Source organism: Pseudomonas sp. GB2N2, assembly GCF_054897705.1.
On the sequence record NZ_CM142701.1, the window covers coordinates 2,040,721 to 2,063,441 of the forward strand.

Here is a 22,721-nt window from a genome sequence, read left to right on the forward strand (position 1 = left end):
AAGGCAAGTCACACCAACCGCTCAATCTTCTGGTGCTTCCACACCAGTTTGTAGTACAGCGTCTGCAACACCAGCATCCCCAGGTACGCCACCGGAAACGCCATCCACACGCCCTGCAACCCGAACTGCCCGTCCAGCGCATACGCCACGGGCAACTGCACGCCGAGGACGCAAAAAATGGTAATCAGCATCGGCACCAACACTGTGCCGCTGGCGCGCATGATCCCGCCGATGATCGCCTGGAAGCCGAACACCAACAGGCTCCAGAGCATGATGTGCAGCAAGTGCTCGGCCATCGCCTGCGTTGATTCCTCGGTGAGGAACAACACCAGCAGCCAGTTCGACAGCACATACCCCAGCAACACCAGGCTGCCGGTCAAACACACATTGATCATCAGCCCCGTGCGCAGAATCGGCGCGATGCGCTCGACCCGCCCGGCGCCAATCGCCTGTGCGCCAAGAATCGACGCGGTGATCGCAATCGACAACGCCGGAAACTGCACGTAATTGACGATCTGCGTCACCGCGCCATACGCCGCCGTCGCCTGCGAACCGTGCTGATTCACCAGCGCCAGAATCACCAACTCCGACAGCGATAACACCACCATCTGCAACCCCGTGGGCAAACCGATGCGCAACACCTTGCCGAGAATCGCCCGGTCCAGGCGCATCGCCGCAAACATCTCGCGATCCGGCGCCAACGGATGCCCGCGCCGAATCAACCGCCACGCCAACCACCCCATCGCCGCCAGGTTGCCCGCCAACCCGGCATACGCCGCGCTCTGAATCCCCATCATCGGCAAGCCAAACCACCCACGAATCAACGCCGGCGTCAGCGCCAAACCGATACACGTCGACACCACCAACGCCACCAGCGGCGACACCGTATCGCTCACCCCGCGCAGCAACTGCGTGAACAGCACATACACCAGCAACGACGGCATGATCCACATCATCACGTGCGCATACGCCACCGCGTCATCCAACACATCCGCCGGCGTGCCCAACCCCTGCAACGCCGGGCGCGCAAACACACTGCCTAACACCGCCGCCACCAACCCGATAATCGCGCCCAACAGCAACGTAGTCGCCGCAATGGTCTTCACCAGATGCACTGCCTTGGCGCCCCACGCCTGACCAATCAACACCCCCGCCCCCGCGCCGAGACCGATCACCAGCGCAATGAAGAAAAACACGATGGGGAACATGCCCGACACCGCCGCCAGCGCTTGAGTGCCGAGCATTTGGCCAATGTAGATGCTGTTGACAGTGCCCGACATGGATTGAAGGAAATTGGACAGGACCATCGGGGCGAGGAAAAGCAGGTAGGTTTTCCAGAGGGGATTTGGGGTGGTCGGGGTTTGCATTGGGTGGCGGTCCGGCTCGGGTGCGGGGGATGTGATTCTAGAGGATAGCGGTAGTGGGGATGAGGAAAGTTGAAGGAATGTTGGGGGCGTTTAAAAGCGCTGGTTGTTAGGCCTAGGACGGGATAAAAAATCCTACGTAAAGCTCGGAATGCGTCACCTTCCCGGCTGGGGTGGGGAGGCTTATAGTCGGTCCCGTCGCCCGTGAAGGTGGCTCGGGTTTGGCGACCTGACGATCGAGATTCCAAAGCGCTTTCACTTTTGCCTTGATCGGAGATTTACCTATGGAAAGATACATGCCGCTTACTGGAATCGACATGATTCCGGCTTCTTTGTTGATTGATACCCAAGCGCCGCTCGACGTGTTGCAGGCAGCGGCTGATTACCGGATTCGGACGGTTACGCAGGTGTTGGAGAATATTGCCTTTCGTGCGGAGCTTGGTTGCGACACAGTGGTGTTGAAGGATTTTTCGTTGTTGCTGGCCATTCCGTTGCGGGATGGGTGTGATTTGATGGATGTGATTGGGCGGCGGTTGCGGGAGCAGGTTAAGGGGTGAATGAAAACGGGCGCTGAAGGCGCCCGTGTTCCGTAAGACAGAAACCGTAATTTCTGCGGCATAAATCTTGTCCGCTTTCAAAAAAGGGGACCAAAAAAGGGACAAAAAAGGGGACGGATTTATTTTGCGGTCGATTTATTTTCGGCCCGTTCTAAACTATAAATCCGTCTCCTTTGTTGTAAGTGAAATCAGTTTTTTGCACGAATCGATAACGCAAAAAAGCTGAAGAATCATATTTAGCGCAGTGCGAGCATGCCTACTCCGAGATCAATTGAACATCAATGCGCTGAAGCAGTTTCAGCAACTGGTCATCTATTGATTCAAGATCGTCGCGCCTACGATCAAATTGATAAAGCACTTCAACATCATTTCCAAAAATACGATTACCCTCAAAAGTCGTGAGTCCTCTACCAACATAAACAGGCTGATCGTCCACGCCCCGATACTCGTATCCGGTAAAGCCTCGTGAGTTATACACGTTGCGTCCGGCCACCACTGCAGTTGGCTGAAGCCCATCGATCATTACAAAGCCTCGAGCAGCCCGAGATACCACGGGCCTCAGGCGCACGATCATGTGGGAGTCTCGAACTATGTCCTGTTCGACAATGCGCATATCCGTTAATTGCACGCCAAACGTCACAACGTTGGAACCATGAGATTCTAATAAAGCGCACTCTGATGGCGTCGCCGTAAATCTAAAATCTGCAACCTCGCATCGTTCACTGGGCGGATCTGACGCAACAGCCAACGACCCAGCGCCTGGGGGAAGCGAGAAAATGCCGATGACCCATAAAAACCAAACATTTTTAGTTAGTTGCGACTTCATTATTCTTCTGATCAACTACTTTACTCACTGGACATTTCAAGAACGAAGTCCGCAGCTGACGAACCGACGATCACCCTGTGCCCATTAGGCAAATCATTCCCCTGAACTTTCACCTGAATCTTCCTACTGGACGCCCTTCCCCCTGCCACCGACCCATCTAAAAAGAGGAAGAAGTTATTTCCTGTGAAAATCAAAATAGATCCGACTTCTTGCTTTACTCGTTCAGTTAATTCCAATCACCCATCGATAGTGCGCCGCAGTACATAGCGGTGGTGCACACGATAACTTGGGCAATCATGAAACCGAAGCCGGCTCCCAAAAACGCAAAGCCCGCGACAAACCACGGCAAGCTCGTATTTAAACGGTACCTCAACAACCAAGCCGAAACACTTGTGCCGACGACCATCCCCGGGACAGAAAATAAATGACCCAACCCAACGAGACCGCCATCACGACCCGAGCTGGATACGATCGCCATGTAGACCAGAAGAGTGACAACCGCTGCGGCTGTAGTTCCAGTTAGAAACAGGGCCCGAGAACGTAGAATCAAGCCTGGAAGCAGCATTACCACTGGCACTCCAATGAGATACCAGAAGCCTAAGTAAAGCGTGTTGCCACCACTAGATGCGTAAACGAGAACGATAGTGATCAAAACCATTGAACAGATTAGATCATCCCTAAATCCCATTTTCATTCCCTTGCCTCGCTTTCATCGTCGTTATTGTTGAAATAGATCAGCTGACGGCGAGGCCTTTGTTCCATTGTCCGCTATGGGTCAATGACGCCTGTCGCCACCGGCGGCAATGGGTTGTTGCCCGTCCCAGTAGACAACAATCGGCCAAAAGCGGCGTTCGATCCACTACCTTCCAGCCGAAGAGTGAAAACCTCTCGATCTGTGAAAGCTAGTCTCTAAGGGTACGCATTATTTCCTCGACTACCGGCTTCGTGTATTTCTCACTGGGGTCAGTTTTCGGTGGGTCGTTACTGCGGAACCATTCACCTTGATCGAATGCCTGGTAAAGAGAGAAAGCGGGCTGAGGCATGTCGTTAGTCATGCCTACTTCAACCACAGCATTTATGATCCCGTTCATAACACCGTCGCAAAAATCATAGAGCAGAGATCCTTGTAGATAGCCTTCCGCAACCGCGACTGACAGCTCGTTCAGCACATCATGCGGTGCAACGCCGAACCTTTCGCAAATGGGGACAAGATCACTCAGCGTTAAACCGTCTGCTTCAGCTTTCACCGACAGTTCCTTGAGTTCGATCTTCGGTAACACCATGATCATGAGCTTCTTCCGGTTAGGTGCGAAGGTAGCGCTTACAGAGTGGCCGCACAGCGCTGCCACACGTGAAATCCATGCTGCAATACGGATTCATGGTCGGTCAACTTCAGCTACAGGCAATGTCCGCTTTGGGTCGTTTTCAGCCGGTCAAAACGACATGAACAAGACCAGAGGCCGCCATTCCATACCGAGATTCAGGCATCGGATGCACCAGCATGCCTACACAACAAATACCGCAAAACATACACAAAGTCGGACGTCGGCCTTGATAGCACCAACTAATTTCACAACCCCCCTAGCCCTGCAATAGCCTCAAAAAAACGCACCATCGCTGGTTTTTGAGCTGGTTTTTCCCCGATGCAACACACTTCTGGGTCGCTTAGAGAGCACCAAACCGACACCGGGTCGCCTACCTTCAGTCCGTATGTGGCTTTGCGAAGAGTTGCCGTTGACCAAGCGTCAAGGGTGTCGCCAAGGGACTTGTGAAACCGCTGTCCATTGGCGCTATAGCTGAAGCTCATGAACTGCGCTCCGATCCAGGGTTCATCACTCCCTACAAACGTTATGTAGCCTCGTACCACTTGCCCCATGGGTATGTCGGCAGCGCTCATAAATCATCTCCTGGGAATGTGCCCACAATGCAGGGACGACGTGGTCACTGGTGTTCCGCTGCCCACGAGATACCAGCGCAGACAGACTATTCGAACGTGAACTGGCCCAGCAAGAGCATAGTCGCCATAACTAGCACTACCAGCCCCGCCGCACACGTCCATTCGGCTTCGGGGGTGTGAGTCAGCCATGCGCCTGTTGATGGGTATTTACCAAGTGTCACGAGCTTCATGACTGGCCAACCAATGGGAAAACAGACACCGCGGAATGCAACTTCAATGAAGATGTCGATCATTGGTTTGGTCCTTGATAGGCAGTCGCTGAAAGAGACGGCTTGCCGACGATGGCGATTTCGTGAATGTCAACGCTGGCAAGCCAGGCTCCTCCGAATTGGGGGATGTTCGGGATTTAGGGTTCACGCAGAACCTGTAGGAGCCTGGCTTGCCGGCGATGGTCGTGAACGAAAACGGGGGTTTCCTGGATAGGTGCGGTGTTCTTTAGTCCATCGCGAGCAAGCTCGCTCCTACAGGGAGGCGGTTGGGCCAGAAGTGTGTGAGCGGCCACCATCGGATATTTCAATCACGAAATCCGCAGCCACCGAACCGGCGATCACCGTGCGCCCATTAGGCAAATCATTCTCTTCAACTTTGGCCTCAATCTCACCGTCAGACAGCCCTGCCCCCCGCCACCGTTCCACCAACCGCCGACGTAATTCCTCCTCCGAAACCCGGATCGAAACAGTCAGATCGAAGTACCGCGCCAGCCCCGACCAGGGTGCCGAATCCAGCAGCAGATAATTACCCTCCACAATCAGCACTTTCACTTCACGGGAGATTAGGCGAGCACCGGCACGGGCGATCTCCAGCGTGCGGTCAAACACCGGGACGGCGATCTCGTCTTCCTGATTCGAGCGCAGACGTTCAAGCATGTGGCGCAGGCCCGCGACGTCGAATGTTTCCGGCGACCCTTTGCGTGAACGCAGGCCCCGGGCGTCGAGGACGATGTCGTCGAAATGGTAGCCGTCCATGGGGAACACGGCGGCTATCTCGCTGGCGGAACCGTTGAGTAGCACCGAGAGTTGCTCGGCACTGGTGGATTTTCCCGAGCCGGGCGCGCCAGCGATGGCAATCAGGAGGCGGCCGTCGCCGGCACGCTCCGTCAGGTGTTTTGCCAATTCAGGCAAGGTGATGGGGCATTGTTTTTTCAAGAGGGTTGTTCCTTTCAGGCGGGTGCGACGCCGGCGGCTTCAACAGGATGCTCCTAAACGCTTACATCCATATGCGCATAAACCCAAATCGCCATCGCAACCACCGCACAGAAAACCAGGATGCCTTCGCGCTGTAGCAGGTGCCAAGGCAACTGCGCGAGCTTCAGTTTGATTGCTCTGGCAGCCCGAACCACCATCGAAACCTTGCCGCCGCTCAGCGCTATGTTGGTGAAATACAGCGTGCCAACGAACACGAGCACTGGGCTAACCCAGCGTAGCCACGGCACATTGCTGGACCAAGCGAATGCCAGGGCTGCGGGCAATGCGCTGGGGAGTATATGGCGTAGCAGCAAGAGCCCGGCGCCTTGACGGTACCAACGGCGCGGGACTGTCCATTGGCTCAGCAGCACATCCAGCGACCCCACATACACGACGACGGTGGACCAGATCTGGTAGGCCTTCATGCCCAACCAAATTACCACTGGCATGAACAGCGGCATGATCAGCAAGGAAGGCAACCCATCCCTTTTTATGGGCCCAGCCAGCAACGAAGGCACGACTAAAGCGGACAACGCGAACCACAGGAAAAGGTAAACCCCTCGAAAATTCGTGGCCGGTAACCAATCCCGCCAGTTGTCGAGGGGTTGTAGCCCAAGACGCTCGGGCAGCTCGGGGTATTGGCTTTCGATGGTTTGCGCCAGCTGCGTGAAGCGCTGCCAGTCGAGGCCGGTAAAGTAGTCGGCCAATCCACGACGACGGCGGTCGCTCATGGGTTTCAACAGCAAGGCGGCGGCCTGCCCATGGATTTTATCGGCGTCGAATCTGGCGAGTTCACCGCGCACGGTCTCCTCCAGGGCTTGTATTTCGCAGCGCCGGATCAGACGGTCCCAACGCCAGTAGTCGCACGGTAAATCGCCTTGGGTTTCGTCCCACCCCATGACTTTGCACACGCCATCGAAAAAGGCCGGCGACCATTGCGGGGCGGATTCGAGCCAATCCAATACGTTTTGCTCGAATTGCTGGCGGCGCTCGAAAGGCACTAGCCAGTCGCTGGCGAGCCAAAGGCGCAGCGCGTCCATGACCTGTCGGTCTTTACCCTCGGCCAACCATTGCTGCATCTGCTCAAGCGAAGGCTCTGGAGGGCTGATGGCGGTTGAGGTGTCGACGCTTTCCACCGGGATGACCAGCGGAGGACATTCCGGGGTTGGCACGCTGACGACTAACGGTGCGACGTCCTCATCAGCCTGCGCACGCCAGCGAGCTTCGGCCAGCGAGGCTTCATAGGCTTCACGCAGACGCTGGAACTCATCGGGATTTTCGTCCGGGCGGTGGGTTTTGAGCAGCCGCGCATAGGCGCGTTTGATGCTGCGTTCGTCCGCGTCCGGGGTCAGGCTGAGCAATTGCCAGTGGTTCATCATGGCTTAAACCTCTCGCTCGAAATGAGCAAGGCGCTGGGTGATGTCACTGCGGGCCTCGCGTATCTGGCGCTCATCCTGAGTGTCGAGCATTTGCTGGAAATGGTTCGCCAGCCCGGCAATATGAAGTCGGCCATCGCCGAGACTTTCCTGATACAAGCGGTCCAGTCGGGCCAGCAGCAGGGTATTAACCTGCTGATCGCGGGGGTGCACTTTCAGTGCTTCGAGGGCGACCAGCCGCTGGGCGATTTCTTCAGGCGCCAGGACACCGGGATTGTTCTCGATGACCAGCCGGCGGGTTTCGCCGTTGATGGGCAAGTACACCTGGGCTTCGAGCAACCCGTTGTTGTCGTAGGTGAAACGTACATCCAGGGTCACTTCACCGGCCTTCCGCGGCGGCACGGGGATTTCCAGTTCACCCAGAAAAATATTGTGGCTCACCAGCCGACTTTCGCCCTGATAGATCGCCAGACTGACCACTTTCTGGTTATCGCTGAGCGTGGAAACCGTACGCGAGCGGCTCACTGGCACCACGGTGTTGCGCTCGATGATCGGCAGGTAGTGGCCGCTTTGGAAACCGGTACCTTGCTGAACCGAGGTCTCGATGCCCAAGGTGTAGGGGCAGACATCGGTCAGCACCACTTCTTCAAGGGTGGCGTGGCGGGAATGAAGTGCAGCCTGAATGGCCGCACCCTGCGCGACCACTTCGTCCGGGTTGAGCTGCATGGCCGGGATTCGTCCGAACAGGGACGCGACCAGTTTGCGCACCAGCGGCATGCGCGTGGTGCCGCCCACCAGCAGTATTTCGTTGAGGTCCGCGACCTTGATCCGCGCGTCACGCATGGCGCGCTCGATGGGCGCACGCAAGCGGTCGAGCAAGGGACGAACGATGTCCGCAAGGTCGCCTTGGGTCAGCTCGATGCTCCATTCCTGCGTTGGTTCGCGCAGGGTAAAGCGTGCGGCCTGCATCTGCCCGAGAGCATGGCGAACCCGTTGCGCTTCCCGCCGTAACCGCTGCGCGATGGCAGGCTGGCTGGTGTCTGGCAGATCCGCGGCGCCGATTTTGGCGATGAAATGTTCCACGAGCAGGTCATCGAAATCTTCACCGCCGAGGAAGTTGTCTCCCGCACTGGCGCGAACTTCCATGACGCCTTCGAACAACTCCAGAATCGACACATCGAAGGTGCCGCCGCCGAGGTCGAACACCAGGAAGGTCGCTTCGTTTCGCTGTTCAAGACCGTAGGCCAACGCGGCGGCAGTCGGTTCGTTGACCAGCTTTTCAACTTTCAGCCCGGCCAGTTCACCAGCGATCCGCGTAGCCTTGCGCTGAGCATCGCTGAAATAGGCAGGCACGCTGATCACCGCTTCGTGAACCGGCTCGCCCAAGGCGCGCTCGGCGTCGGCCTTGAGGCTGCGCAGCAGCATTGCCGAGAGTTCTTCCGCGCGGCAGGCACGCCCGCCGAGCAACGTTTCACGGGCGCTGCCCATGTAGCGCTTGAACAGGGACGCCGTCAGATGCGGGTGGGTGTGCAACCGCTCGCGGGCGATTTCCCCGACGACCAGTTGACCCAGGTCGTCGAAGCCAACAACGCTGGGCGTGAGGAGATTGCCCAACGCATTGGGGAGTATCCGGGCGCGTTCGCCATCCCAGACCGCCACGAGGCTGTTGGTGGTGCCCAGGTCGATACCAATGATCACTATCACTTTTCCTTAAATGACGCGGCCGGGCCTTAAAGCACTGGGGTCGCTTGGTCAGTCATTGCAGCGGTACCGGCGGTACGCAAATCCATGGCTGATTTTATCGGCAGTGCGGGCGGTAGCTTTAGCCAATTGTCTCGTCCTGAATAAGGAAAAAAACCTGCAGGAATACAGCGGGACTACGTTGCGGGAACATATGGGGCTGGCGCGGCCGGCGAATTGGTTTACGCGCTAGGTTATGGCGTGGGTATGATGGCTCCTCACGACATTCTGGTGCGGTGCTATTCATGAATCCGAGCATTGTGTATGCGCTGGCCGCCGCCGCGTTATTCGGTGCCAGTACGCCGCTGGCCAAACTGCTGGGTCTCGACGTCTCCCCGGTATTGCTCGCAGGCCTCCTCTACTTGGGCAGTGGTCTGGGGCTGACAGTTGTTCGCCTTATCCGTGACCGTGGCTGGAAAAAGGTTGGCCTCGCGTCATCTGAGTGGCCCTGGCTCCTTGGCGCAATCGCGTTCGGGGGCGTGCTTGGGCCCGTTGCGCTGATGTTTGGATTAACCAGGACGTCTGGCGCAACGGCTTCCCTGATGCTTAACCTCGAAGCTGTGCTGACAGCGTTATTGGCCTGGATCGTGTTCAAGGAGAACGCTGATCGACGCATCGTGTTGGGCATGATTGCGATCATTGCTGGCGGATTGGTTTTGGCCTGGCCTTCGGGAACGATACAGGCTCATGACTGGACGGGGCCATTGGCGGTTTCGCTGGCCTGTTTGTGCTGGGCGATCGATAACAACCTGACACGCAAGGTGTCTGCTTCAGACGCGCTGTTTGTGGCAGGTTTCAAAGGTCTGGTCGCTGGGTGGGTCAATTGTTCGCTAGCACTGCTTCTGGGATCCAGGCTGCCTGAGCTTTCGGTGCTTGCGCCTACGTTAGTGCTTGGTTTTCTGGGCTATGGCGTCAGTTTGGTGTTCTTTGTCCTTGCTCTGCGGGGTCTCGGTTCCGCGCGTACAGGCGCGTACTTTTCAACCGCGCCATTCCTTGGGGCGGCCATCGCAATCCTGGTGATGGGCGAGCCGGTGTCACTGTCATTTTGGTCAGCTGCTGTCCTGATGGGAATCGGGGTGTGGCTTCACCTTACTGAAAGCCACGCGCACGAGCACCAACACCTGCCCCTGATCCATGGGCATCGTCATGTTCACGATGAGCATCACCAACACGAACATTCGTTCGAGTGGAATGGAACAGGCGCACACAGCCATGTTCATGAGCATGCGCAGATCCGGCACAGCCATCCACACTTCCCGGATATCCATCACCGGCATACCCATTAGGCCCATGGAGTGTATGGACCGGACCAGGCAGGTTTGCTCACATCGCTGTGTGTTCCATCCTATGCATCTGCAGTAAAAGCTGGCCCCTCAATATGGTAGACCGTGGGCTCTTCCGAAAAGTATTCCTCCAGCCCCATCATGAACAGCCGTTGGTCATCACTCGCTTCGAAGCCCGGCGTGTGGTCCTCGAGTGATTGCCAGCGCACGATCAAATTGAATTGATGCGGGGTTTCGATCCCTTGGGCCAGCATGTGCCCGCAGTAACCTTTTGCGCGGGTGAGCAAAGGAGCGACTTCGGCAAATGCACTTCTGAACAGGTCGATGCGTTCTTTGTGAACGGGAAGTAGAGCGATCTCGTAGATCATGGCGTACCTCTGAAATGACTGAATCGATTAAAAGTACGCACTTACACGATGAGCGACGGCTCGACTGCAATCGCGATTTTTCCCTGGATACCGTTGTTGGGACTCTCCAGCCGCGCATGCGCGAGCGCAATGTCGGCCAGTGAATAGACGGCGCCAATGTGCGGGCGCAACTGACCGCGTGCTATCAACGTGCTCAACTCATCCAGCTTGCCGCGGTTTTGTCGGGTGAAGACGAAGTGATAACTCGCGTTCTTGCCCCAGGCCTGAACGAGGTTTTGCGGTTGGGCAATGTCCACGATGGTGACAACGCGACCGAGTTGGCCGAGGACGTCGGGGCTGCGGGATAAGGTGTTCCCGCCGATGGTGTCAAACACCACATCGACTCCGCTGCCATCCGTTTCCCGATTGATCGCGTCGACGTAATCTTCCTTTTCGTAGTCGATAATCACATCGGCACCCAAGCTTCGTACGAATTCGGCATTTACTTCGCGCACAGTCGTGAAGACCTTTGCTCCCATGGCTTTTGCCAACTGGATCGCGACATGACCGACGCCTCCCGCGCCGCCGTGTATAAGAACGCTTTCCCCCACTCTCAGCGCCGCACGCACGACCAGTGCTTCCCAAGCCGTCCCGCCCACCAGGGTCAGACTTGCCGCCTCAAGATGGCTCAGCGAGGGAGGTTTCTTGCCGATGATGCTTTCGGCAGCAACGTGGTACTCGGCATAACTGCCTGGCCCGTCAAAAATTTGCGGGGTGTACCAGACTTCGTCTCCTGGAGCGAAGGCCGTCACGCCCGGCCCGACTGCTTCGACAACGCCAGATACGTCATGACCGGTAATCGCCGGAAGTGGCACCAGGTCGGGGTAATCGCCACGTCGGACCTGGAAATCCAATGGATTGATGGACGTTGCGAATACACGGACCAGGACTTGTCCCGCGTGCGGCACTGGCTTGGGCACGTCGCAGAGTTCGAACGAATCCGGGCCGCCAAATGCTTTAAGAATCATCGCTTTCATTGTAAATCCTCGTATCGACAATAAGGGATATCGAGATATCTAGATATCCAGCAGTAAAAGATTACAGCTCTTTCCCAATGATCTCGGCAAGAACACTGATGGTGGCTTCATTGCGCTTGTAGTAGGTCCACTGACCAATGCGCCGGACTTCGACCAGGCCCACTCGATGCAGGGTTGCAAGATAACCAGACACCGTCGACTGCGACAGCCCGATACCTTCCTGAATACTACTGACGCAGACTCCGACCGTGAGAACGTCACCTTCATCCTGCGGAGGGAAGTTCTTTGCGGGGTCCTTCAAACCTTTCAGGATTTCAAGGCGTGTGGGATTTGAGAGGGCTTTGAATATTTCGAGTAATTCCATAGCCGCGATAATATCGAGATTTACCGATATGTCAATACGGAAGTTAACTGCGGTGAGAAGACAGCCACCAGCGAAAAACGGACGCTTGGTGCGTGCGCATCAGGCTCTATGTCACTACGCTCAAGAACACCACGAATAAGGACTTTCTCGTTCCCGACCAGCGCACGTGCTACCGACCGGCAGTGCCGGTGGAGGCGTTTTGAAACCATTCCCGCTCAGACCTGGCGCCTCTCTGGACCTGTTTCTACAAGCGTGTCTGCCACGCCGGGACGCTGTGCCGCCGACTTTGACGGAAAAAGCCGTCATTCCGGGCATCCCGGATGCGCGCTACCGGCTGGATCAAGACCTGACGCCGTTCATTGAAGATGCGGTGCTGTCGAACAAACGCGAGAGCCAAATCCTCGCGGAGGCCGGGATGCCGACCGATACCCTTCCGCTGGCCCACATGTTGGCAGTGTCCGGCGGTGGCGATGCAGGCGCATTCGCAGCGGGGCTGATCGCTGGATGGACCACACAGGGAACCCGTCCGGTGTTTAAGGTTGTCACGGGTATCAGCGCGGGGGCTCTGGTGGCCCCATTTGCTTACTTGGGCGCTGAGTACGACGGCGTGATTCGTTATGTCTCCAACGCCATAGGCCCCAAAGACATTTTTCATTCGCGCAACGTGTTAACCCGTTTTGCCAGCGACGGTATAGCGGACAGCAAGCCACTGTCGCGGCTCATCGCAACTTACGTCACGGCGGAAATTCTTGCGGCGATTGCGGCGGAATACGCCAAAGGCCGAATACTGATGATCGGCACCACCGACCTTGATTCCGGGCGGCCAGTCACCTGGAACATGGGCGCGATTGCCGCCAGCAACTCACCAGGAGCGCTCGAGCTCTTTCGCAACATCATGCTCGCGTCGATGAGTATTCCCGGTGCCGTTTCACCCGTCATGATCGATGTGGAGGTTGACGGCCAGCAGTTTCAGGAAATGCACGTAGATGGTGGGGTCATTACTCAGGTGTTTCTCTACCCTCCCAGCACCATGATCGCGCTGAGCAAATCGGCCGGAGCCCCTTTGCGCCTCGACCGACGTTTTTATGTCATTCGCAATGGCACGCTTGAACCGCAGTGGTCCGGCACGAAGCGCCGTACCTTGAACATCGGCGGTAGAGCTATCAGTGCATTGCTGCAAACTCAGGGAATCAGCGACCTGGAGCGCATTTACCGCATGGCGCAGCAGGATGGAGCGGATTTCAATCTTGCGTACATTGGCGCCGACTTTGACGTAACGCATGATCGGAAATTCGATGGCGAGTACATGAAGCGTTTGTTTGATTACGCTTTTCAACTCAGCGCGAAGGGTTATCCGTGGCGTAAATCGCCGTACTCGGACAATCCCGGGCTTTAATCGATTGTGCGCACAGTCTTAGTTTGGCATCGTGACAGGCAGCAGTCGGCCAGAAGCGGACATCTTGCTGGTGTTTCTCCGGCTATAGTGTCAACGCTAATTCATTACCTGCCTTCGAGCAGGTCACCCGGCGGACGGAAAGGAATCATATGATGCGCAAAACTGTTTTCACCCTTCTGGGGTGCACCACCTTAACGTGGATGACCGTGGCTCAAGCCAATGAGGTGCCACCCAAGCCGGACGCGATGCCAGTGACAGTCGATAACTTTGTACGTGCCGAGTCAGACTTGTACATGGGCTCACTGGCAAAACAGGGTGGCCTCGGCAAGCTGCTTCATCGTCGCGAAGCCGCCGACATCGATCACCAGACCGTCATACGACTCAACCGGGATACGCTTTACAGCTCGGGAATTTTCGACCTCGATGCGGGGCCGGTGACCCTCACACTGCCCGATCCCGGCAAGCGCTTCATGGCGTTGCAAATCATCAATGAAGACCACTACACCCCCGACGTATTCTACGGGGCTGGCTCTCACACACTGACCCGTGAAAACGTTGGCACGCGTTATGTGCTAACCGCTATCCGTACACTGGTCGACCCCAACAACCCGGACGATGTCAAACAAGTCCACACGTTGCAGGACGCCATCAGCGTAAGCCAGAAGAGTCCCGGCAAGCTGGAGCTGCCACAGTGGGAAGCCACCAGCCAGAAGAAAATTCGAGATGCACTGCTGGTGCTTTCTTCGACCCTCCCCGATTTCAAAAAAGCCTTTGGCACCAAGGCCGACGTTGACCCTGTGCGCCACCTGTTGGGTTCGGCTGCCGCTTGGGGCGGAAACCCAGACAAGGACGCGATTTACCTTAACGTGACGCCGGTTAACAATGATGGGAAGACCGTGTATCGCCTCACCGTCAAAGACGTTCCCGTCGATGGTTTCTGGTCAGTCAGCCTCTATAACGCTGAAGGTTATTTCGAGAAGAACGCGGCCAATGCCTACACGCTGAACAATCTGACGGCAAAAAAATCTGATGATGGCTCGATTACCATCCAGTTTGGTGGCTGCGAGACGAAGATTGCTAACTGCCTGCCGACAGTGAAAGGCTGGAATTACACCGTGAGGTTGTATAGACCTAAAGCCGAAATTCTCAATGGCTCGTGGAAGTTTCCCGACGCCAAAGCGATCAATTAATATTTGTCGGATTCGACCCGTGGCGAGCGGCAGCTATGGGTCGTTTACAGCCCTTCGCGACAGGCTGAAATCGGCCAGAATCGGTCAGTACTAAAGGAGGAAATGAAGCTAACCGTACCCACTAAATCATTCAGTGGCTAGCATCATCTCCGCCCGAGGGCATCCAACCGTAGATATCCTGATAAACAACTTATTTGACTACCGTCCAGCCTCTGCCGAGTTCAGCATTCGCTCCCATACCGGTCATACAGTTCAACACCTGCATACGTTTCATGCTTTGCAGCGTTTGAGGTGTAATGCTTTGCCCGTAGATATTCGCAAGTTTCGCACTGTTCGCGAGCGCTTCTTCATAGTGCTTTTGAGCTAATATTTCGCACCCATCGATATCCGTTTTAAAGCTGATGGTTTGCACCAGTAGTGAAATTCCCGGTTTATCGAAGCGAGTGTCTTCGTAACGCCGCTGCGAATAATCGATGTTGGTAGATACGGAAGTGGGCGGAGTCGTCGGGGTGGAGCAGCCTGCAAGGGGCGTAATCAGAACAGCTGCCACACAGGTGAGTGATAGATAGCGTGGCACAGAGCCTCCTTGAAATTTTTCCATCACTAAGAACGGTGATAGTTGAATCATTACGTCGGCAACTCTGGTGCGTTCTTGAGCGTGACCATGGTGATAGGTAGCAACTCACGCGACCGCCTCGGCGACGAGACCTGCCGACCCGATGGCGGGTGATCTGTTTTGGCGACGCCCTGCACTGTTCAGCAATCCGCCGATTAGCCGATAATTGAAGGACCACTTAGCTATCGGCACGCCCAATGGATCAGATTCTTTCTCTTCTCTCCGATACCCTTCCAAAAGCCCAAACCCTGGAGCAGCTTACGCGCCCCTTGCTGACGCTTCTCAGCCAGGTAACCGGTATGGAGTCGACCTACCTGACGACCATTGATACCGACGAGGGCGTCCAGCGTGTCGAGTTCGCACGCAACGTCGGTGACATGGTGATTCCTGAAGGGCTGGTGGTGCCTTGGGCAGATACGCTGTGCAAGCGGGCGCTGGACGAGAATCGAATGTATTCGGATAACGTTGCCGAATGCTGGAGTGACTCGCAGGCTGCGGCGGCCTTGGGCATCCGGACTTACGTGAGCGCGCCTATCAGATCCCAGGATGGGCAAGTGCTGGGGACGGTGTGCGCCGCCAGCTCGGCTCAGGTCGCCCGCGCTCCTGAAGTGGAACCTCTGCTGAGGCTGCTGTCCGGGTTGCTGGGATATTCCCTTGAACGCGGGCTGCTCGTTGAGCGACTCCAGGCTGCCAACGCCGAGTTGACCAAGCTGGCCCTGACAGACCCACTCACCGGTCTGTCCAACCGGCGTGCCATCCTGAACGATGCCGTGCGCCTGTTCGCCCTGGCTCAGCGGGAGAGCAAATACATACTCATGGGCGTCATAGATCTGGATGGGTTCAAGTTCATCAACGATACCCGCGGCCACCTGGCAGGAGACCAGCTTCTGCGTGGCGTCGCCGCTCAACTGCAACATGGCCTTAGAACCAGCGACATCATCGGGCGAACGGGAGGTGATGAGTTCATCGTGATCGCCTTGGGCACACCATCGGGACACTCGGACCCGGCAAAAGACAGGCGGCATGCCGCCGAACGACTCCAGGATCGACTGACCAAAGCGACGATTGGGCGGTATGAGCTGGGTCACGGTCTTGGTGATATTCAATACACCGGCGCAAGTGTCGGGGTAGTGGCAGTGATACCCGGCAGCATGACTGTGGACGAGGCTACAAAGCTGGCAGACCGCGAGATGTATAAGGTGAAACAGCAGCGAAACGGTCAACGGTTGTAGGGAAGTCCAAGGTCAGCTTTGGGTCTGAACCTGCCCGGAGGCACAGGATGCCGGCCCCACCGTGAGCGGGCAATCTTGTCATTTGCCGAGGCTTAGGGCAGGGTCGATACCACTGATATCTCTGCCAAAGGAGTCAATCCATGTCAAAGCTATATCCCAGTGTCGATCCCGAAGGGCTGGTCGAGTACTCGGTGGTCTACACGGACCGCTCGCTCAACCACATGTCACAGTCCTTTCAAGCCGTGATGAAGAACATTTCCAGGACCCTGAAACAGGTCTACAACGCCCAGGCGGTTGCGGTGGTTCCGGGCAGCGGCACCTTCGGTATGGAAGCGGTGGCGCGACAGTTTGCCACCGACCAGCCATGCCTGGTGATACGCAACGGCTGGTTCAGTTATCGCTGGAGCCAGATCCTTGAGATGGGCAACATCCCGACGGCCACTACGGTGCTGAAAGCCCGACCGGTCGACACGGGTCGCCAGGCGGCCTACGCCCCACCCCCTCTGGACGAAGTGCTGGCAGCCATTCAGGCGCAGAAGCCGCAGATTGTCTTCGCCCCCCACGTTGAAACCTCATCAGGGATTATCCTGCCCGATGAGTACCTGCGGGCCGTCGGCGACGCCGTGCATGCGGTGGGTGGCCTGTTCGTGCTTGACTGCATCGCCTCAGGCACGCTTTGGGTGGATATGCACAAATGCGCAGTCGACCTGCTGATCAGCGCACCGCAAAAAGGCTGGAGCGCCTCCCCCTGCTGCGCCCTGGTGATGTTCAGTTCGTTGGCCCTCGAGCGCATCGAGCAGACGCATAGCAGCAGCTTCGCGTGCGACCTGAAAAAGTGGCTTCAGATCATGCAGGCCTACGAACAGGGCGGACATGCCTACCATGCGACCATGCCCAGCGATTCACTCGCGCGGTTTAACGAAGTGATGAAAGAGACGCAAGCCTACGGTTTTGACAAGGTCCGCGGCGAACAACAGGCTCTGGGTGATCGGGTGCGCGCAATGTTGACCGGCAAAGGCATCAAAAGCGTGGCCGCAGCCGGTTTTCAGGCCCCTGGCGTAGTGGTGAGCTACACCGATGATGCCGACATCAAGAACGGTAAGAAATTTGCCAACCACGGCCTGCAGATCGCCGCCGGAGTGCCGTTGCAATGCGACGAACCGGCCGACTTCCAAACCTTTCGCATCGGTCTGTTCGGACTCGAAAAGCTGCACAATATCGAGCGTACGGTCAGCACCCTTGAGCAGGCACTGGACGAGGTGTTGGTTAACTAAGCGCTCATCCTGCGGCTGCGCCCCGTGCAGGGCGCCCCGCTTCAGCTTCACTCAATAGCGCTGAGGCACGATAAGTTCCGGTGGCGTCGGGCTGCGGGAATAGTCTTCCTGTCTCACGCGTTGCGGCAGTTCGATCACCGGTAACTCCACTTCTTCATAGGGCATCTGCCCGAGCAGGTGGTGGATGCAGTTGAGTCGCGCTTTTTTCTTGTCATCGGCTTGCACTACCCACCATGGCGCTTCGGCGATGTGAGTGCGCTCCAGCATAATTTCCTTGGCCTTGGTATAGGCTTCCCAGCGGCGACGCGACTCCAGATCCATGGGGCTGAGTTTCCACTGTTTGAGCGGGTCGTGAATGCGACTGAGAAAGCGCAGATGCTGTTCCTGGTCGGAAATGGAAAACCAGTATTTGATGAGCTGAATGCCGGAGCGTGCGAGCATTCTTTCGAACTCTGGGACGGTACGAAAAAACTCCTCGTACTGATCGGCGTTACAGAAACCCATCACTTGTTCGACCCCGGCGCGGTTGTACCAACTGCGGTCGAAGAGCACGATCTCACCCGCTGCCGGCAGGTGCGAGACGTAGCGCTGGAAGTACCACTGGGTACGTTCGCGGTCATTGGGTGCAGGCAACGCGGCAACCCGACAGACGCGAGGGTTGAGCCGTTGGGTAATGCGCTTGATGACACCCCCTTTGCCGGCGGCATCACGACCTTCGAACAGAATGACGACTTTGTGGCCGGTCTTGACCACCCAGCTTTGCAGCTTCACCAGTTCGCCTTGCAAACGGAAGAGTTCGCTGAAATAAACCCTTCGCGCTTCCTTCTCACTGCCCTCCGCTAAGTGCTCATCGAACAGCGCATTCAAGTCAGTGCCGTCTTCGGATAATTCCAGTTCCAGCTCTTCATCGCTGTGATCAAGCAGTTCACGGTGGATGCGCTGTATCAAGGTGTCTTCGGTTGAGAGCATGGGAGAAACTCGCGTGAGGAAGGGCCTGACTCAGTCATAGTCGCAACTTGTTACGAAGTAATTACATGGCCGGCCATCCAGCGCCATTCGATTTTCATAAAAGCGTAACAAAATTGTTGCAGAGTTCCGGGAGCCCGTTATCACAAGGAGTTCCTTCGATGAAAAGTTTGATGAAGTCTGCTGCGCTCGCCATTACGGTTTCTCTTTGTGCCACCTCAGTGTCTTTCGCTGCAGAAAGCGTTCGCCTGACCGGTTCCGGCGCCAGTTTTCCAGCGCCTATCTACCTCACATGGTTCAAGGATTTCAGCAAAAAATCCGAAGGCGTCACCGTGGACTACCAGTCCAAAGGCAGCGGCGCGGGTGTGCAGGACTTTTTGAACAAAACCGTTGATTTCGCCGCCAGCGACTCGGCGATGAAAGATGAGGACATCGCCAAGGTGGCCGAAGGCGCGCAATTGCTGCCGATGACGGCGGGTGAAATCGTGCTGGCGTATAACCTGCCGGGCAGTCCTAAAGGGCTGAAATTGCCACGCGACGTTTACTCCAACATCTTCCTGGGCAAGATCACCCAGTGGAACGATCCCCAGATCGTTGCGGCCAACCCGGAGCTGAAACTGCCCGCTACGCCGATCACCGTTGTCGTGCGTGCCGACTCCAGCGGTACTACCGCAGTATTCACCAAGCACTTGGCGGCCATCAACCCGGCGTTCAAACAGGACTTGGGTGAAGGCAACACGGTCAACTGGCCAGCCAGCGACAAATTCATCAAATCGCCCAAGAACGATGGTGTTACCGCCACGGTACGCCAGACCCCGGGCGCCATTGGCTACATTGAGTACGGCTTCGCCAAGCTGGCCAAGGTCGACTTTGCCCAATTGCAGAACAAGGCCGGTCAGTACGTAGTGCCGAACGCAGAGAGCGGTGCCGAGGCTCTGGCGGCGGTGAAGATGCCTGAAAGTCTGGTGGCCTGGCTGCCTGATCCGGACGGTGCCAAGTCCTACCCGATCACTTCCTACACCTGGATGATCTTCCGCAAACAAAACGAGAACCCGGCCAAGGCCAAAGCCATGCGTGAAATGGTCGAGTACAGTCTGACCGAGGGTCAGAAAATTGCCGATTCGATGGGTTACATTCCCCTGCCGCAATCGGTCGTCGATCAGGTTCGCAAAGCTTCCGCCAACATCCAGTGACGCTCGCGAGGCCTCTCTCGGCGTGTGCTTTCAGCCTCGCCGAGGAGTTCTCCTCTACGCCGGAATAGCCCATGAACAAACCATTTGTCGTACCGGTTAATCCGGACTCTGCCTGCCGCCCCCCCTCTGCAAAGGATTTCCTGGTTGATCGCACCTTCCGCGCCCTTGCGCGCGTAGGTGTGGTTCTCGTTCTGGCGCTGGTCTTTGCCTTGGTATTCGAGGTAGGACGCAAGGCCATTCCAGGCATGGAAAAACACGGTTTTGACGTACTTCTGGGGACCGTTTGGGACGTGAACCAGGGCAAGTACGGCATTCTGCCGGCCATTTGGGGCACGCTCTACAGCGCCTTCATCGCCTTGGCGATCGCAGGCTTTTTCGGCGTCAGCATGGCGATTTTCCTGACCCAGGATTTCCTGCCGGCGAAACTGGCGGCCGTTTTTCGCACCATTGTCGAATTGCTCGCGGCCATTCCCAGCGTCGTTTATGGATTGTGGGGAATCTACGTGGTGATCCCGGCCATTCGACCCCTCACGGATTGGCTGAACAGCGAACTTGGCTGGATACCTTTTTTCGGTACGACCTTGAGTGGACCGGGATTGCTACCGGCCGCGCTGGTACTTGCCATCATGATTCTGCCGACCATTGCCGCCGTTTCGCAGGATGCCCTCACCGGCGTTCCGATGAAAACCAAACAGGCGGCCTACGGCATGGGTACCACTCATTGGGAAGCGATTCTCAAGGTCATGGTGCCCTCCGCTGCCACCGGTATTTTCGGCTCGCTGGTGCTGGGGCTGGGCCGGGCGCTGGGTGAAACGATGGCCCTGGCCATGTTGGTCGGCAACTCGAACAATATTTCGCTCTCTCTGTTTGCACCGGCCAACACGCTGGCGGCCTTGTTAGCGCTGAATTTCCCCGAAGCGGGACCGACCGAGATCGAGGTGTTGATGTATGCCGCACTGGTCCTGATGATGATCACCCTGATCGTGAACGTCATCGGATCCATGATCATGGTCTATGCCCAGCGGGGTACCAAATGATGACTGACCTCACGTCCTCTATCGCTGCGCTGCCTAGTCTGCAGCGCAAGTTTGAAGGCCGCGCCCTGCGCAGCCTGGTGTTGACCACTCTGGTCTGGGCTGGCGCCCTGCTGGCCAGCGTGCCTCTGATCTCCGTGCTCTACATGCTGATCACGCGTGGCGGTGCCCGCCTCAGCCTGGAGGTATTCACCGAACTGCCGCCGACCGGTTTCGAGACGGGCGGCGGCTTCGGCAACGCGATGGCAGGCACCTTCGTCATGGTCGGTATCGCGGCCGCCATCGCGGTTCCGATCGGCATCATGGCGGCCATCTTTCTGGCTGAACTGGGGCCGGAGAGCAAACTGGCCAATGCCGCGCGCTTTGCCGCCAAGATGCTCACAGGGCTGCCTTCGATTCTGGCCGGGGTTTTTGCCTACGCCCTGGTGGTGATGACCACGGGTACTTACTCGGCACCGGCAGGTGGCGTGGCGCTGGCAGTCCTGATGCTGCCCATCGTTGTGCTGACCGCTGAAGAATCGATGAGGATGGTGCCCAAGATCATGAAGGACGCCGCCTACGGGATGGGCTGCACTCGATCCCAGGTGATCTGGAAAATCGTACTGCCTACCGGCCTGCCAGCGATCCTGACCGGTGTGATGCTGGCGGTGGCCCGTGCGGCCGGCGAAACCGCGCCGTTGTTGTTTACGGCCCTGTTCAGCAACTACTGGATCTATCACGACGGCAGCCTGGCGGTGATGAATCCGACCGCATCGCTTGCCGTGTTGATTTACAACTTCTCCGGCATGCCGTTCGACAATCAGCTCGAGCTCGCATGGGCGGCCTCGCTGGTGTTGGTGATGATCGTGCTGATCGTGAATATCGTCAGCCGTATCTTCGGCAAGCCAAAGTTTTAAGAATGGGAGCACATAGTGTGAATGTATTATCTGCGCAAAAAGTCGCCCCGCTCGAGACCCCGGTACCTGTGGTCATGGACTGCAAGCTGGACAAGATTTTCTACGGCAATTTCATGGCGGTACGTGACAGCCATGTGCCGATCGAAAAAAACAAGATTACCGGATTTATCGGCCCTTCCGGCTGCGGCAAGAGTACCGTGCTGCGCAGCCTCAATCGGATGAATGATCTGGTAAAAGGCTTCCGTTTCGAAGGGCATGTGCATTTCCTTGGGCAAGACGTCTACGGCAAGGGTGTTGATCCAGTGGTGGTCCGCCGCTACATCGGGATGGTGTTTCAACAGCCAAACCCGTTCTCAATGAGCATTTTCGATAACGTCGCTTTTGGCCTGCGCCTCAATCGATACCAAGGCGATCTGGGTGATCGCGTCAAGCACGCCCTGCAAGGTGCGGCGTTATGGGATGAAGTCAAGGACAAGCTCAAGGTCAGCGGCCTGTCACTTTCCGGCGGCCAGCAGCAACGGCTCTGTATCGCCCGCGCCATCGCCACCGAGCCAGAAGTGCTGTTGCTGGATGAGCCGTGCTCCGCACTCGACCCGATCGCCACCCGCCGGGTGGAGGAACTGATGGTCGAGTTGAAGAAGGATTACACCATCGCTCTGGTCACCCACAATATGCAGCAGGCGATCCGTGTCGCTGACACGACGGCATTTTTCTCGGTGGATATTTCCCAGGGCACGCGCACCGGCTATCTGGTTGAGATGGGCCCGACTGCCCAGATATTCGACAATCCCCGGGAACAAATGACGAGCGATTACATCAGCGGCAAATTCAGCTGATCGACAAACGCCCGGTCAAGACCGAAAGCAGCCAATGGCCAAAACGCATTGGC

23 protein-coding genes are annotated in these 22,721 nt (G+C 56.9%); 10 read left to right on the forward strand and 13 right to left on the reverse strand.

Annotated elements, in window-relative coordinates; genetic code table 11:
* Positions 1-8 precede the first annotated feature (8 nt).
* Positions 9-1,367 (reverse strand): MATE family efflux transporter, encoded by a 1,359-nt coding sequence (locus tag ACYZT4_RS09215; protein ID WP_461987136.1) that lies wholly within the window; start codon positions 1,365-1,367, stop codon positions 9-11.
* Between the two features lie 281 nt (positions 1,368-1,648).
* Between ACYZT4_RS09215 and ACYZT4_RS09220 the strand changes: the two genes are divergently transcribed.
* Positions 1,649-1,921: a hypothetical protein gene (locus ACYZT4_RS09220; protein ID WP_461987138.1), complete on the forward strand. Its 273-nt coding sequence runs from the start codon at positions 1,649-1,651 to the stop codon at positions 1,919-1,921.
* Between the two features lie 256 nt (positions 1,922-2,177).
* Here the strand turns inward: ACYZT4_RS09220 and ACYZT4_RS09225 are convergent, their stop codons facing one another.
* The 7 genes from ACYZT4_RS09225 to ACYZT4_RS09255 form a co-directional block, all read right to left on the reverse strand.
* Complete coding sequence (locus ACYZT4_RS09225; RefSeq protein ID WP_461987140.1) at positions 2,178-2,747, reverse strand: hypothetical protein; 570 nt, start codon at positions 2,745-2,747, stop codon at positions 2,178-2,180.
* Between the two features lie 226 nt (positions 2,748-2,973).
* Positions 2,974-3,441, reverse strand: coding sequence for a hypothetical protein (locus tag ACYZT4_RS09230; RefSeq protein WP_461987142.1), 468 nt, complete (start codon positions 3,439-3,441; stop codon positions 2,974-2,976).
* Between the two features lie 208 nt (positions 3,442-3,649).
* Positions 3,650-4,036: a hypothetical protein gene (locus tag ACYZT4_RS09235; RefSeq protein WP_461987144.1), complete on the reverse strand. Its 387-nt coding sequence runs from the start codon at positions 4,034-4,036 to the stop codon at positions 3,650-3,652.
* A gap of 694 nt (positions 4,037-4,730) precedes the next feature.
* Positions 4,731-4,937, reverse strand: coding sequence for a hypothetical protein (locus ACYZT4_RS09240; protein ID WP_461987146.1), 207 nt, complete (start codon positions 4,935-4,937; stop codon positions 4,731-4,733).
* Positions 4,938-5,165: 228 nt separating this feature from the next.
* Positions 5,166-5,849 (reverse strand): nucleoside triphosphate hydrolase, encoded by a 684-nt coding sequence (locus tag ACYZT4_RS09245; protein WP_461987148.1) that lies wholly within the window; start codon positions 5,847-5,849, stop codon positions 5,166-5,168.
* A gap of 53 nt (positions 5,850-5,902) precedes the next feature.
* Entirely contained in the window at positions 5,903-7,267 is a 1,365-nt protein-coding gene (locus tag ACYZT4_RS09250; protein ID WP_461987151.1) for a J domain-containing protein, read from the reverse strand.
* A 3-nt stretch (positions 7,268-7,270) separates the two neighbouring features.
* Positions 7,271-8,962 carry an Hsp70 family protein gene (locus ACYZT4_RS09255; protein ID WP_461987153.1) on the reverse strand — a complete coding sequence of 564 codons (1,692 nt, stop codon included), beginning with the start codon at positions 8,960-8,962 and terminating at the stop codon, positions 7,271-7,273.
* A 287-nt stretch (positions 8,963-9,249) separates the two neighbouring features.
* Between ACYZT4_RS09255 and ACYZT4_RS09260 the strand changes: the two genes are divergently transcribed.
* Entirely contained in the window at positions 9,250-10,290 is a 1,041-nt protein-coding gene (locus ACYZT4_RS09260; RefSeq protein WP_461987155.1) for a DMT family transporter, read from the forward strand.
* A 59-nt stretch (positions 10,291-10,349) separates the two neighbouring features.
* Here the strand turns inward: ACYZT4_RS09260 and ACYZT4_RS09265 are convergent, their stop codons facing one another.
* The 3 genes from ACYZT4_RS09265 to ACYZT4_RS09275 all read right to left on the reverse strand — a co-directional run bounded on the left by ACYZT4_RS09265 (position 10,350) and on the right by ACYZT4_RS09275 (position 12,035).
* Complete coding sequence (locus ACYZT4_RS09265; protein WP_461987157.1) at positions 10,350-10,655, reverse strand: antibiotic biosynthesis monooxygenase family protein; 306 nt, start codon at positions 10,653-10,655, stop codon at positions 10,350-10,352.
* Between the two features lie 41 nt (positions 10,656-10,696).
* Positions 10,697-11,671: a zinc-dependent alcohol dehydrogenase family protein gene (locus tag ACYZT4_RS09270; protein WP_461987159.1), complete on the reverse strand. Its 975-nt coding sequence runs from the start codon at positions 11,669-11,671 to the stop codon at positions 10,697-10,699.
* 61 nt (positions 11,672-11,732) lie between these two features.
* A complete protein-coding gene (locus tag ACYZT4_RS09275; protein ID WP_461987161.1) occupies positions 11,733-12,035 on the reverse strand; it encodes an ArsR/SmtB family transcription factor in 303 nt (100 codons plus the stop codon).
* A 199-nt stretch (positions 12,036-12,234) separates the two neighbouring features.
* Between ACYZT4_RS09275 and ACYZT4_RS09280 the strand changes: the two genes are divergently transcribed.
* Together ACYZT4_RS09280 and ACYZT4_RS09285 are read left to right on the forward strand one after the other, a co-directional pair.
* On the forward strand, positions 12,235-13,431 hold the full coding sequence (locus ACYZT4_RS09280) for a patatin-like phospholipase family protein (RefSeq protein WP_461987163.1): 1,197 nt from the start codon (positions 12,235-12,237) through the stop codon (positions 13,429-13,431).
* A gap of 149 nt (positions 13,432-13,580) precedes the next feature.
* Positions 13,581-14,621, forward strand: coding sequence for a DUF1214 domain-containing protein (locus ACYZT4_RS09285; RefSeq protein ID WP_461987164.1), 1,041 nt, complete (start codon positions 13,581-13,583; stop codon positions 14,619-14,621).
* Between the two features lie 190 nt (positions 14,622-14,811).
* Here ACYZT4_RS09285 and ACYZT4_RS09290 read toward each other — a convergent pair whose 3' ends face one another.
* Positions 14,812-15,249, reverse strand: coding sequence for a hypothetical protein (locus ACYZT4_RS09290; RefSeq protein ID WP_461987166.1), 438 nt, complete (start codon positions 15,247-15,249; stop codon positions 14,812-14,814).
* Between the two features lie 185 nt (positions 15,250-15,434).
* Between ACYZT4_RS09290 and ACYZT4_RS09295 the strand changes: the two genes are divergently transcribed.
* Complete coding sequence (locus ACYZT4_RS09295) at positions 15,435-16,469, forward strand: sensor domain-containing diguanylate cyclase (RefSeq protein WP_461987168.1); 1,035 nt, start codon at positions 15,435-15,437, stop codon at positions 16,467-16,469.
* A gap of 140 nt (positions 16,470-16,609) precedes the next feature.
* The gene (locus tag ACYZT4_RS09300) at positions 16,610-17,743 is read left to right on the forward strand and encodes an aminotransferase class V-fold PLP-dependent enzyme (RefSeq protein WP_461987170.1); all 1,134 of its coding nucleotides are present in this window, start codon (positions 16,610-16,612) and stop codon (positions 17,741-17,743) included.
* 51 nt (positions 17,744-17,794) lie between these two features.
* Here ACYZT4_RS09300 and ppk2 read toward each other — a convergent pair whose 3' ends face one another.
* Entirely contained in the window at positions 17,795-18,712 is a 918-nt protein-coding gene (ppk2, locus tag ACYZT4_RS09305; protein ID WP_461987171.1) for a polyphosphate kinase 2, read from the reverse strand.
* Between the two features lie 158 nt (positions 18,713-18,870).
* Between ppk2 and pstS the strand changes: the two genes are divergently transcribed.
* The 4 genes from pstS (at position 18,871) to pstB (ending at position 22,668) form a co-directional block, all read left to right on the forward strand.
* Positions 18,871-19,902: a phosphate ABC transporter substrate-binding protein PstS gene (gene pstS / locus ACYZT4_RS09310; RefSeq protein ID WP_461987172.1), complete on the forward strand. Its 1,032-nt coding sequence runs from the start codon at positions 18,871-18,873 to the stop codon at positions 19,900-19,902.
* Positions 19,903-19,973: 71 nt separating this feature from the next.
* On the forward strand, positions 19,974-20,939 hold the full coding sequence (gene pstC, locus ACYZT4_RS09315; protein ID WP_461987174.1) for a phosphate ABC transporter permease subunit PstC: 966 nt from the start codon (positions 19,974-19,976) through the stop codon (positions 20,937-20,939).
* Positions 20,939-21,832: a phosphate ABC transporter permease PstA gene (gene pstA / locus ACYZT4_RS09320; RefSeq protein WP_461988616.1), complete on the forward strand. Its 894-nt coding sequence runs from the start codon at positions 20,939-20,941 to the stop codon at positions 21,830-21,832. The genes pstC and pstA overlap by 1 nt, the downstream gene beginning before the upstream one ends.
* 74 nt (positions 21,833-21,906) lie before the next feature.
* Positions 21,907-22,668, forward strand: coding sequence for a phosphate ABC transporter ATP-binding protein PstB (gene pstB, locus ACYZT4_RS09325; RefSeq protein ID WP_218232072.1), 762 nt, complete (start codon positions 21,907-21,909; stop codon positions 22,666-22,668).
* The last annotated feature ends 53 nt before the right edge of the window (positions 22,669-22,721 follow it).

Bases quoted from the DNA above. Each gene is read 5' to 3' on its own strand.
- ACYZT4_RS09215 (WP_461987136.1), bottom strand. From the start codon at position 1,367: ATGCAAACCCCGACCACCCCAAATCCCCTCTGGAAAACCTACCTGCTT.
- ACYZT4_RS09220 (WP_461987138.1), top strand. From the start codon at position 1,649: ATGGAAAGATACATGCCGCTTACTGGAATCGACATGATTCCGGCTTCT.
- ACYZT4_RS09225 (WP_461987140.1), bottom strand. From the start codon at position 2,747: ATGAAGTCGCAACTAACTAAAAATGTTTGGTTTTTATGGGTCATCGGC.
- ACYZT4_RS09230 (WP_461987142.1), bottom strand. From the start codon at position 3,441: ATGAAAATGGGATTTAGGGATGATCTAATCTGTTCAATGGTTTTGATC.
- ACYZT4_RS09235 (WP_461987144.1), bottom strand. From the start codon at position 4,036: ATGATCATGGTGTTACCGAAGATCGAACTCAAGGAACTGTCGGTGAAA.
- ACYZT4_RS09240 (WP_461987146.1), bottom strand. From the start codon at position 4,937: ATGATCGACATCTTCATTGAAGTTGCATTCCGCGGTGTCTGTTTTCCC.
- ACYZT4_RS09250 (WP_461987151.1), bottom strand. From the start codon at position 7,267: ATGATGAACCACTGGCAATTGCTCAGCCTGACCCCGGACGCGGACGAA.
- ACYZT4_RS09260 (WP_461987155.1), top strand. From the start codon at position 9,250: ATGAATCCGAGCATTGTGTATGCGCTGGCCGCCGCCGCGTTATTCGGT.
- ACYZT4_RS09265 (WP_461987157.1), bottom strand. From the start codon at position 10,655: ATGATCTACGAGATCGCTCTACTTCCCGTTCACAAAGAACGCATCGAC.
- ACYZT4_RS09270 (WP_461987159.1), bottom strand. From the start codon at position 11,671: ATGAAAGCGATGATTCTTAAAGCATTTGGCGGCCCGGATTCGTTCGAA.
- ACYZT4_RS09275 (WP_461987161.1), bottom strand. From the start codon at position 12,035: ATGGAATTACTCGAAATATTCAAAGCCCTCTCAAATCCCACACGCCTT.
- ACYZT4_RS09285 (WP_461987164.1), top strand. From the start codon at position 13,581: ATGATGCGCAAAACTGTTTTCACCCTTCTGGGGTGCACCACCTTAACG.
- ACYZT4_RS09290 (WP_461987166.1), bottom strand. From the start codon at position 15,249: ATGATTCAACTATCACCGTTCTTAGTGATGGAAAAATTTCAAGGAGGC.
- ACYZT4_RS09295 (WP_461987168.1), top strand. From the start codon at position 15,435: ATGGATCAGATTCTTTCTCTTCTCTCCGATACCCTTCCAAAAGCCCAA.
- ACYZT4_RS09300 (WP_461987170.1), top strand. From the start codon at position 16,610: ATGTCAAAGCTATATCCCAGTGTCGATCCCGAAGGGCTGGTCGAGTAC.
- ppk2 (WP_461987171.1), bottom strand. From the start codon at position 18,712: ATGCTCTCAACCGAAGACACCTTGATACAGCGCATCCACCGTGAACTG.
- pstS (WP_461987172.1), top strand. From the start codon at position 18,871: ATGAAAAGTTTGATGAAGTCTGCTGCGCTCGCCATTACGGTTTCTCTT.
- pstC (WP_461987174.1), top strand. From the start codon at position 19,974: ATGAACAAACCATTTGTCGTACCGGTTAATCCGGACTCTGCCTGCCGC.
- pstA (WP_461988616.1), top strand. From the start codon at position 20,939: ATGACTGACCTCACGTCCTCTATCGCTGCGCTGCCTAGTCTGCAGCGC.
- pstB (WP_218232072.1), top strand. From the start codon at position 21,907: ATGGACTGCAAGCTGGACAAGATTTTCTACGGCAATTTCATGGCGGTA.